The sequence below is a fragment of the Rhodococcus sp. I2R genome, from assembly GCF_020889545.1.
GTDB lineage: Bacteria > Actinomycetota > Actinomycetes > Mycobacteriales > Mycobacteriaceae > Rhodococcoides.
On record NZ_JAHUTG010000026.1, the window covers coordinates 60,472 to 69,827 of the forward strand.

Sequence of the window (9,356 nt, forward strand, 5' to 3'; positions counted from 1 at the left end):
CTTCAATAACAGGCACACCCGCACAAGAAGGAGGCCACCGTGGACGCCGTCACTTCGGTACCGACCCCGACCAACGAGCCTGTGGGCTCGTACGCCCCCGGCAGCGCAGAACGTAGCCGCCTGCGTATCCAACTGGACGCACTCCAAGCGAACCCGGTCGATATTCACCAGGTCATCGGTGGGGTCCACCGCACAGCAACCGGGACACGCGAGAATGTGGTGCAGCCGCACCGGCACTCGTCCGTCATCGGAAGTTTCACCAATGCAACGCACGAGGACGTGCGCGAGGCCATCGATGCTGCCGCGGCCGCTGCACCCGGGTGGCGCGAGCTCTCGTTCGACGATCGCGCCGCGGTGTTCCTCCGCGCCGCCGATCTGCTCGCCGGGCCCTGGCGCGAGAAGATCGCTGCCGCCACCATGCTCGGGCAGTCCAAGTCCGCGTACCAGGCCGAGATCGACGCCCCCTGCGAGCTCATCGACTTCTGGCGCTTCAACGTCGCGTTCGCCCGTCAGATCCTCGCCGACCAGCCGGTGTCCTCGCCCGGCGTCTGGAATCGCGTCGAGTACCGGCCGCTGGAAGGGTTCGTCTACGCGATCACCCCCTTCAACTTCACCGCCATCGCCGGGAACCTACCGACAGCGCCCGCCCTGATGGGCAACACCGTGCTGTGGAAGCCGTCACCGACACAGTCCGTCGCCGCGTACCTGACGCTGCAGCTTCTCGAGGCAGCAGGCCTCCCGCCCGGCGTCATCAACCTGGTCCTCGGCGACGGCCCGCTCGTCTCCGAAGTAGCCCTGAACGATCCTCGCCTCGCCGGAATCCACTTCACCGGATCCACCGCGACCTTCCAGCGTCTGTGGCGCGAGGTGGGTAACAACATCTCGAACTACAACTCGTATCCCCGGCTCGTCGGTGAAACCGGCGGCAAGGACTTCGTTCTCGCCCATTCCTCGGCTGATCCCGAGGTCCTGACGACCGCTCTCGTTCGCGGCGCTTTCGATTACCAGGGCCAGAAATGCTCGGCCGCGTCGAGGGCCTTCGTACCGAAGTCGGTGTGGGCGGCGATGGGCGAGAGGTTCATCGATCAGGTATCGGAACTGAAGTACGGAGACGTCACCGATCTGTCCAACTACGGCGGAGCTGTCATCGATCGACGCGCCTTCGACCGAAACGCCGCCGCACTCGAACGCGCCAAGTCCGCACCGGGCATGACCGTCGCGGCCGGCGGCACCTGCGACGATTCCGAGGGTTACTTCGTCTCGCCGACAGTGCTTCTCGGTGACGACCCGACAGACGAGGCCTTCTCCACGGAATACTTCGGGCCTATCCTCGCGGTGCACGTGTACGAGGACTCCAAGTACTCCGAGATTCTGAAGCTCGTCGACACCGGTTCGAAGTACGCACTCACCGGTGCGGTCATCGCAAACGACCGCATGGCCGTCGACGACGCACACAAGGCGCTGCGGTTCGCAGCCGGCAACTTCTATATCAACGACAAGCCGACGGGCGCCGTGGTCGGCCAGCAACCGTTCGGCGGCGCACGTGCATCCGGCACCAACGACAAGGCCGGATCACCACAGAATCTGCTTCGCTGGGCGTCGGCACGCACTGTCAAGGAGACCTTCGTACCCGCGACCACCCACCGATACCCACATCAGGACGGCGAGGGAACGACATGACGACCGTGCTGAACAACCCGCTTCGGCCGGCGCTGCTCGCGGCTGCGCGGTCACCGAAGCTCGAATCGGCGATGAGCAAGATGCGCATCACTCGGCAGCTGGTGGACCGATTCGTGGCCGGTGAGTCCGAGCCGGAGGTGGTCGCGGCGGTCGCATCGCTGCTCGAATCAGGCAGGACCGTCTCCGTCGACTACCTCGGCGAGGACACCACCGATGCCGCACGGGCCAGTGCGACGGTCGAGGCCTATCTGTCTCTGTTGCAGGCGTATTCGACGCTCGATGTGAGCCCACGTTCGTTGGAGGTGTCACTGAAACTGTCGGCATTGGGACAGGGCATCGACAGATCTCTCGCCCTCAGGGGCGCTCGAACCATCTGCGCGGCAGCGGAAGCTGCAGGCGTGTGGGTGACGGTCGATGCCGAGGACCACACGACAACCGACTCGACGTTGTCGATCGTGCGCGAGCTGAGGCAGGACTACCCCGATCTGGGCACCGTGCTGCAGGCGTACCTCGAACGCACAGAGGATGATTGCCGGGAGCTCTCGGGCCCGCGCTCGCGAATCCGGTTGTGCAAGGGCGCCTACAACGAACCGGCTTCGGTCGCATTTCAGAAGCCGGCGGACGTATCAGCGTCGTATCTGCGATGTTTGCGGGTGCTCATGAACGGCGACGGCTACCCGATGGTGGCATCGCACGACCCCGAAATAATCGACGCAGCAGACCGTTTCGCGCGTGAGAGCTCGCGGGGAACCGAAAGCTACGAGTACCAGATGCTGTACGGAATCCGGGAACTCGAACAGCAACGGCTCGTAGCCGAGGGGAATCGCGTTCGTGTGTACGTCCCCTACGGCGATCAGTGGTACGGGTACTTCATGCGTCGTCTCGCGGAGCGTCCCGCGAACCTGATGTTCTTCTTCCGGTCGTTGGTTTCGAAGAACTGAACGGTACCGGTCAACACCACGTAAACAATTGTGTCGATCGTTCGTCAACCGGGGCCATCGCGGCGCCAATAGGAGTTGTATGCCTGAAATGAGCCTTACCTCCCTGCCCCCGCACTTCTTGGCCGCCGACGGGGGAACGATCAGTTCCATCGAGACCGCGATCAACAGTGCGTTCGATCCGATCTCCGCCGCCGTGACGAGCTTCGTCTTCTACGCGGTGGACATCGGTGGTGCCCAGGTGCCTCTGATCGTGCTGTGGTTGATCGTCGGCGCGGTCATCTTCACCGTCTCCTTCAGATTCATCCAGTTCCGCGGCGTCAAACGCGCTCTGATTCTGGTCAGCGGCAAGGAGGACGAGGCAGATGCGCCAGGAGAAGTCAGCCACTTCCGAGCCTTGACCGCGGCAGTGTCAGGAACCGTCGGCCTCGGCAACATCGCAGGCGTCGCGGTCGCAGTCACGCTCGGTGGCCCAGGAGCCACCCTGTGGATGATCCTTGCCGGCTTCCTCGGCATGGCGTCGAAATTCGTCGAATGCACCCTCGGCGTCAAATACCGCGACATCAACGAGGACGGCACTGTCTCCGGTGGGCCGATGAAGTACCTCACCAAGGGCCTCGCCGAACGCGGGCTGGTGAAGCTCGGCAAAGTCATGGCCGTCTTCTACGCCATCGTCATCACGTTCTTCGCCATCAGCGGCGGCAACATGTTTCAGGCCAACCAGACGTTCGCACAGGTGCGTGCGGTCACCGGCGGCGAGGAGGGCATCCTCGGTTCCGACGGCGCCAAGACCATCTTCGGGATCGGTATCGCCTTGATCATCGGCTTCGTCATCATCGGCGGCATGAAGTCGATCTCCGCGGTGACCTCGAAGCTGGTGCCGTCGATGGCGATCGTCTACATCCTCGCCTGCGCCGTGGTCATCGGCGTCAACATCACTTCGGTCCCGTCGGCGTTCGTGGCGATCTTCGAAGGCGCGTTCTCCCCCGAGGGCGTCGCCGGCGGCATCCTCGGTGTGATGATCATCGGCTTCCAGCGTGCCGCATTCTCGAACGAGGCCGGCCTCGGATCCGCCGCGATCGCGCACTCCGCAGTCAAGACACGGCATCCCGTCACCGAGGGCTTCGTCGCCATGCTCGAGCCGTTCATCGACACCGTCATCATCTGTACCGCCACGGCACTGACCATCGTCATCGCCAACACTCAAACCTGGCAGGACCAGCGGGAAGTGGTCGCCGAGACCGGGGAGCTCCCCGCCGGCGGCGTCACGCTCACCTCCGACGCATTCGAGACGGTGCTGCCCTGGTTCCCGTACGTGCTCACCGTGGCTGTCGCGTTGTTCGCGTTGTCCACGGCCATCACCTGGGCGTACTACGGCCTGCAGGCATGGACCTCGCTGTTCGGGCGCAGCCGCCTCTCGCGGAACTTCTTCAACACCATGTTCTGCGTGTTCACCGTCATCGGCACCGTGCTCTCCCTCGGCTCGGTCCTCGACTTCGCCGACGCCACGCTGTTCCTGCTGGCACTGGTGAACATCACGGGGCTGTACTTTCTCCTCCCCGTCGTCAAGCGCGAGCTCGCCGGATACCTGGCCATGCGACGCGGGGAGCGCGACGAGGAATCGGTCGACGCATAACCCGCCCGCTGATGTGATCAGCTCAGAACAGTGATGGTTCTGCTTGTTTGCGTGGTTCGACCGTGGGGCGATCCCGCAGGCTGTGTTTTCAACCCACGGGATCTGATGCTGAATCCCGTCCGGACGAGACACTGCACCGGAACTGGGCATGCCCTGCGGATGCAACACCGGAACCAGGGGTTTCCGCACACCGCCGTGAGGGCATGCACGAGGAAGCACGAACGGTTCGGGGAGCAACAGCAATTCGGAGGCCACGATGTCGACCACAACGGAGACGACCGCCACGACCGATCAGGTCTGGCAAGTCCTGGCGGACGGCTGGACCTACGCGACCTGGGTGGTGGGGGCGTCGCGCATCAGGGCTGTCGACTCGAACTGGCCGGCCGTCGGCAGCCGTATCCACCACTCGGTCGGCCTGTGGCCCTTGGTTCTGAGCGATCACACCGAATCGACGAGCGTGCACGAAGGACGTGAGCTCGTGATGTCAGCGCGTGCTCTGCCGTTCGGTGCGGCGAGTATCACCCTGCGTTTGCATCCGCTGCCGACCGGATGTCGTATAGAGATGATCGAGCACGCGCAGACTGCGCCGTTCACCGCCATCCCAAAGTCCGTCCAACATGCGCTCGCTCATCCTCGCAACCTCGAGGCGGTTCGACGCCTGGCTCTTCTCGCGGAAAGGTCGTCCACTCCGTCATGACCGTCACTACCGCCGACGCCGTAGTCATCGGGGCCGGGCCCAACGGCCTCGCCGCTGCAGCGACTCTCACTGATGCAGGGTGGGATGTCGTGATACTCGAGGCGGGGCACGAGCCCGGTGGCGCTGTGCGCAGCGCCGAACTGGTGCCCGGATACACCAGCGATCTGTTCAGCGCGTTCTATCCTCTCGGTGCCTCGTCACCTGCGATGACCGCCCTCGAACTCGAGCGTCACGGCCTCGAGTGGCGCCGCTCTCCCGCGGTCTACGGCCACGCCAGGTCGGCGGATGACGAGAACGCCCCGGTGGTGCACAACGACGTCGCCGACACCGCTGCCGCGCTCGCCGAACACGATCGACGTGACGGCGACGCCTGGCTGTCGCTGTACGAGGAGTTCACCCGGATCAAGAAGCCGCTTCTCGACGCGTTCTTCACCCCCTTCCCACCCGTCGGAGCGGCGGCTTCGCTGGTGCGCACGCTGGGTCCGGCCGGAATGCTTCGCTTCACGCGTTTCATGGCTCTGCCGGCGCGGGCCATGGCACACGAGACGTTCCGCGATTCCGCGGCGCGATGCCTGCTGCTGGGCAACGCGATGCACGGCGACGCGCCCGTCGACGCCCCGGTGAGCGGAGCGATGGGTTATCTGTTGACGATGCTGGCTCAGGACGTGGGTTTTCCCGTCCCGAAGGGCGGGGCGAGCGCATTGACCGCAGCGATGGTCCGGCGCACCGGGGCGGCGGAACTGCGATGCAACAGCGTGGTCACTCGGATCGGTGTAGAGAACGGTCGTGCACGGTCGGTGCACACGGCCTCGGGTGAGACGGTGCGGGTGCGCCGTGCCGTCATCGCCGACGTTTCTGCGCCTGCGCTGTATCAGGATCTGCTACCCGCCGAGGCGATCCCGCGCCGTATGCGTGAGGACCTCGAGAAGTTCGAGTGGGATACACCTGTGGTGAAGATCAACTACGCGCTCGATCGGCCGATCCCATGGCGGTCGAAGAGTTTGTCCGACGCTGGGACCGTGCATCTCGGGGCCGACGACGACGGACTGCTGCGTTGGACCACCGATATGTCCACCGGCGTCCTGCCGACGCGCCCGTTCATGTTGTTCGGTCAGATGACGACGGCCGATTCGACGCGATCACCTGCCGGAACCGAGAGCGCGTGGGCGTACACACACCTGCCGCGGGGGATCATCGACGACGCCTCGGCCGACACGATCGCCGATCGCGTCCTGGCGGTGCTCGAGGACCACGCGCCGGGATTCGAGTCGGCGCTCGTCGGACAGGTGGTGCAGCGTCCCTCCGACCTGTTCGCCTCGAACGCAAATCTGCACGGCGGCGCCGTCAACGGCGGTACCGCGCAGATTCAGCAGCAGTTGATCTTCCGGCCGACGCCGGGTCTCGGACGAGCGGAGACCCCCGTCGAAGGGTTGTTCCTCGGGGGTTCGTCGGCGCATCCCGGTGGCGGTGTTCACGGCGCGGCAGGTACCAACGCTGCCCGGGCCGCTCTGGGTCAGCACGGGCTTCTCGGACCCTTACGCAAAAAGGTGACCAGCTCCCTATTGGAGCTGGTCACCCGGTGATCGCGTGATCGAGGCGCAAGGCTGGATCAGCGGCCGGCGAGACCCTCGTCGACCGACTTGAACCGCTGAACGATCGGCACAACAGACGCCGCCTCGAGTAGCCGGTAGACCGGATGCCCCTCCACGAGGCACCAACTCGACCCTGCCGCCTGGACAGCCTCGTCCAGGGCCGTGAATACGTTCAACCCGGCGATCCCGAAGAACCCGACAACGGACAGATCGAGCACGAGACGCACATCGCTTCCGACGCGTGCGCACACGTAGTCGGACAGGATCGGTGCGCTGCGCGTGTCGATGTCACCGTGAACCTTGACGACCAGCTGGCCGTAGCCGGCCGGTGTCGCGCTGAAGATAGCTCCGGTCGACGCAACCGACACCGATGTTTCGCAGGCCAGTCGAACGCTTCCCGCGCTCTTGTCGTTCAAGCCGTTTGTGTCGTTCAAGCCGTGTGGAGTAACAGTCATGGCCATTCCCATCGTCGAAGTGGGAGGAAAGCGCATACAGATGCTCGCAGTCCGTCGACCGGATGAGCTGCTCACGTTGCGTCTTCCCCAACAACGGCTGTTATCTCAACCGTCTTCGACTCTACGGCACCGATCGCGTCCCGTACACCCTCCCACCCATCGACCAGTGGCGCGTTTCGCGTGACCTACTGCGGGGCACTCGAAAGCAATCGGCGAACGAATCAACGAGAAGGCAGCGCAATGAGAGCAGTCACCTGGCAGGGAAAACGCAAGGTCAGTGTGGATACGGTCCCGGATCCGCGGATCGAGAAGCCGACCGACGCGGTCATTCGAGTCACCACCACCAACATCTGCGGTTCCGACCTGCATCTGTACGAGGTGCTGGGTGCATTCATGTCCGAGGGCGACATCCTGGGCCACGAACCGATGGGCATCGTCGAGGAGGTGGGCTCCGAGGTGGGGAACCTGCAGGTCGGTGACCGCGTGGTGATCCCGTTCCAAATCTCCTGCGGCCACTGCTACATGTGCGATTCCAGCCTGCACACCCAGTGCGAGACCACTCAGGTCCGCGATCAGGGCATGGGCGCCGCGCTCTTCGGCTATTCGCGCCTCTACGGCCAGGTGCCCGGGGGCCAGGCCGAGTACCTGCGTGTCCCGCAAGCACAGAATACCCACATCAAAGTACCTGTCGGACCGGATGATTCACGGTTCGTCTACCTTTCCGACGTCCTTCCGACGGCGTGGCAGGCGGTGGAGTACGCAGCGATCCCGAATGGAGGTTCGGTGACCGTCCTCGGCCTCGGCCCCATCGGCGATATGGCCACTCGAATCGCACAACACAGGGGGTTTCGCGTCATCGGCGTGGACCGCGTCCCCGAGCGCCTGCAGCGCGTGTCCGCACGCGGCGTCGAGGTGTTGAATCTCGACGAACACGGCAACGACCTCGCGGACGTCATCCGCGAGACCACCGACGGCCGCGGCACCGACTCGGTCATCGACGCTGTCGGCATGGAGGCCCACGGCTCACCCGTCGCCAAGTTGGCGCAGCAGCTCACCGCCGCCCTCCCCGACGCCATCGCGGGGCCGATGATGCAGAAGGCCGGTGTCGACAGACTTGGCGCGATCTACAGTGCCATCGATATCGTCCGCCGCGGTGGCACGATCTCCCTCAGCGGTGTGTACGGCGGGATGGCCGACCCCTTGCCTCTGATGACGCTGTTCGACAAGCAGATTCAGCTACGCATGGGTCAAGCGAACGTGCTGAGATGGGTGGACGACATCATGCCCCTGCTGACCGACGAGGACCCCCTCGGTGTCGACGATTTCGCCACCCACACCCTCCCTCTCGATCAGGCACCCCACGCCTACGACATCTTCCAGCGCAAGGCCGACGGCGCAGTGAAGGTGCTGCTGAAGCCATGACGCGGGTACGGATGGTCGAGCACGGGCCGCTGATGATCGAGGGACCAGTCGAGATCGAGATGCCCGACGGCCGGATCGTCGAGTCGGATCGAACGATGGTGGCGCTGTGCATGTGTCGACGGAGCAAGATATATCCGCTGTGCGACACCAGTCACCGCAAACGCCACTAGTCCAGACGCAGTTCTTCGTAGTGCGTCCGCATCGCGTCGATGAGGAGCGCGAACACTCGGTGCGCGGCATCGAGATCGGTGTCGGAAACCCCTGCCAGAGCGGAGGAGGTTCGGGCGCCGAGTGGACCGAAGAATTCGCGTGCCACTGCCATGCCGTGTTCGTCGTATCTCAGGATCACTTTGCGGCGATCGCTGGCGTCCTTCTCGCGCCTGATGTGTCCGGAATCGATCATGCGCTCGACGAGGTACGTCATGGCGGCCGAGGACAGTCCGAGCTGGGTGCCGAGTTCACCGGCCGTCAGCGGACGACCCTCGACATCGGCCACCATTATCAACAGAAGTGCCCGAAAATCATTGGGACCCAATGCATGCTGCGCCCCGAAAGCGCGGCCGATCTCCTCGGAGACAGCCGACATGGCGCGAAGGTCCGATGAGATCATCGATTCCAGTTCACTCCGGTCCGGCACTACATCCCTCTCGTCGGCAATCGCGTCACACTATCGCGCCGCGCGCATGCAGCATCTCTCAGTTGCTTAATTGTTAAGTTGATGAGATTGTTTTTGAGTGGACTTCTGGAGCCGATTCGCCCGAATTGTCACTTCGCGTCGATCGTGGGCGCTCGCCCTCGCCGTCGTCGTGCTGTCCCTAGACATCCCAGGTCCGTAATTTGTCAAGCGGCGGTGGGCTGTTGCGCGGTTCGGTGTGCCCAGGCGGTGTGTTCGTCGTATTCGGTGTGGTGGCGTAAGCAGCCGTGCAGTATGCCGAC

9 protein-coding genes are annotated in these 9,356 nt (G+C 64.2%); 7 read left to right on the forward strand and 2 right to left on the reverse strand.

Translation table 11 applies throughout. The features are described from left to right. Positions 1–39 precede the first annotated feature (39 nt). From pruA to KVY23_RS21460, 5 genes are all read left to right on the forward strand, one after another. Complete coding sequence (gene pruA, locus KVY23_RS21440) at positions 40–1,680, forward strand: L-glutamate gamma-semialdehyde dehydrogenase (protein ID WP_230558168.1); 1,641 nt, start codon at positions 40–42, stop codon at positions 1,678–1,680. Then, on the forward strand, positions 1,677–2,621 hold the full coding sequence (locus KVY23_RS21445; protein WP_230558169.1) for a proline dehydrogenase family protein: 945 nt from the start codon (positions 1,677–1,679) through the stop codon (positions 2,619–2,621). Before pruA ends, KVY23_RS21445 begins: the two co-directional genes overlap by 4 nt. Positions 2,622–2,709: 88 nt before the next feature. Then, positions 2,710–4,254 carry a sodium:alanine symporter family protein gene (locus KVY23_RS21450; RefSeq protein WP_230558170.1) on the forward strand — a complete coding sequence of 515 codons (1,545 nt, stop codon included), beginning with the start codon at positions 2,710–2,712 and terminating at the stop codon, positions 4,252–4,254. 256 nt (positions 4,255–4,510) lie between these two features. Then, positions 4,511–4,951, forward strand: coding sequence for an SRPBCC family protein (locus KVY23_RS21455; protein WP_230558171.1), 441 nt, complete (start codon positions 4,511–4,513; stop codon positions 4,949–4,951). Next, on the forward strand, positions 4,948–6,534 hold the full coding sequence (locus KVY23_RS21460) for an NAD(P)/FAD-dependent oxidoreductase (RefSeq protein ID WP_230558172.1): 1,587 nt from the start codon (positions 4,948–4,950) through the stop codon (positions 6,532–6,534). Before KVY23_RS21455 ends, KVY23_RS21460 begins: the two co-directional genes overlap by 4 nt. A gap of 26 nt (positions 6,535–6,560) precedes the next feature. Here KVY23_RS21460 and KVY23_RS21465 read toward each other — a convergent pair whose 3' ends face one another. Beyond that, a complete protein-coding gene (locus KVY23_RS21465) occupies positions 6,561–6,998 on the reverse strand; it encodes an STAS domain-containing protein (RefSeq protein WP_230558173.1) in 438 nt (145 codons plus the stop codon). Positions 6,999–7,238: 240 nt separating this feature from the next. On the opposite strand from KVY23_RS21465, the gene KVY23_RS21470 reads away from it, so the two are divergent. Together KVY23_RS21470 and KVY23_RS21475 are read left to right on the forward strand one after the other, a co-directional pair. After that, positions 7,239–8,420, forward strand: a complete 1,182-nt coding sequence (locus KVY23_RS21470) for a zinc-dependent alcohol dehydrogenase (protein ID WP_230558174.1) — start codon at positions 7,239–7,241, stop codon at positions 8,418–8,420. Beyond that, a complete protein-coding gene (locus tag KVY23_RS21475) occupies positions 8,417–8,590 on the forward strand; it encodes a CDGSH iron-sulfur domain-containing protein (protein ID WP_230558175.1) in 174 nt (57 codons plus the stop codon). Before KVY23_RS21470 ends, KVY23_RS21475 begins: the two co-directional genes overlap by 4 nt. On the opposite strand, the gene KVY23_RS21480 is transcribed toward KVY23_RS21475, so the two are convergent. After that, on the reverse strand, positions 8,587–9,030 hold the full coding sequence (locus KVY23_RS21480; protein WP_230558176.1) for a MarR family winged helix-turn-helix transcriptional regulator: 444 nt from the start codon (positions 9,028–9,030) through the stop codon (positions 8,587–8,589). The genes KVY23_RS21475 and KVY23_RS21480 overlap by 4 nt on opposite strands. Positions 9,031–9,356 lie beyond the last annotated feature (326 nt).

What these genes read in the sequence shown, in the direction of transcription:
- KVY23_RS21445 (WP_230558169.1), top strand. Translation starts at nt 1,677, where the DNA reads ATGACGACCGTGCTGAACAACCCGCTTCGGCCGGCGCTGCTCGCGGCT.
- KVY23_RS21450 (WP_230558170.1), top strand. Translation starts at nt 2,710, where the DNA reads ATGAGCCTTACCTCCCTGCCCCCGCACTTCTTGGCCGCCGACGGGGGA.
- KVY23_RS21455 (WP_230558171.1), top strand. Translation starts at nt 4,511, where the DNA reads ATGTCGACCACAACGGAGACGACCGCCACGACCGATCAGGTCTGGCAA.
- KVY23_RS21460 (WP_230558172.1), top strand. Translation starts at nt 4,948, where the DNA reads ATGACCGTCACTACCGCCGACGCCGTAGTCATCGGGGCCGGGCCCAAC.
- KVY23_RS21465 (WP_230558173.1), bottom strand. Translation starts at nt 6,998, where the DNA reads ATGACTGTTACTCCACACGGCTTGAACGACACAAACGGCTTGAACGAC.
- KVY23_RS21470 (WP_230558174.1), top strand. Translation starts at nt 7,239, where the DNA reads ATGAGAGCAGTCACCTGGCAGGGAAAACGCAAGGTCAGTGTGGATACG.
- KVY23_RS21475 (WP_230558175.1), top strand. Translation starts at nt 8,417, where the DNA reads ATGACGCGGGTACGGATGGTCGAGCACGGGCCGCTGATGATCGAGGGA.
- KVY23_RS21480 (WP_230558176.1), bottom strand. Translation starts at nt 9,030, where the DNA reads ATGATCTCATCGGACCTTCGCGCCATGTCGGCTGTCTCCGAGGAGATC.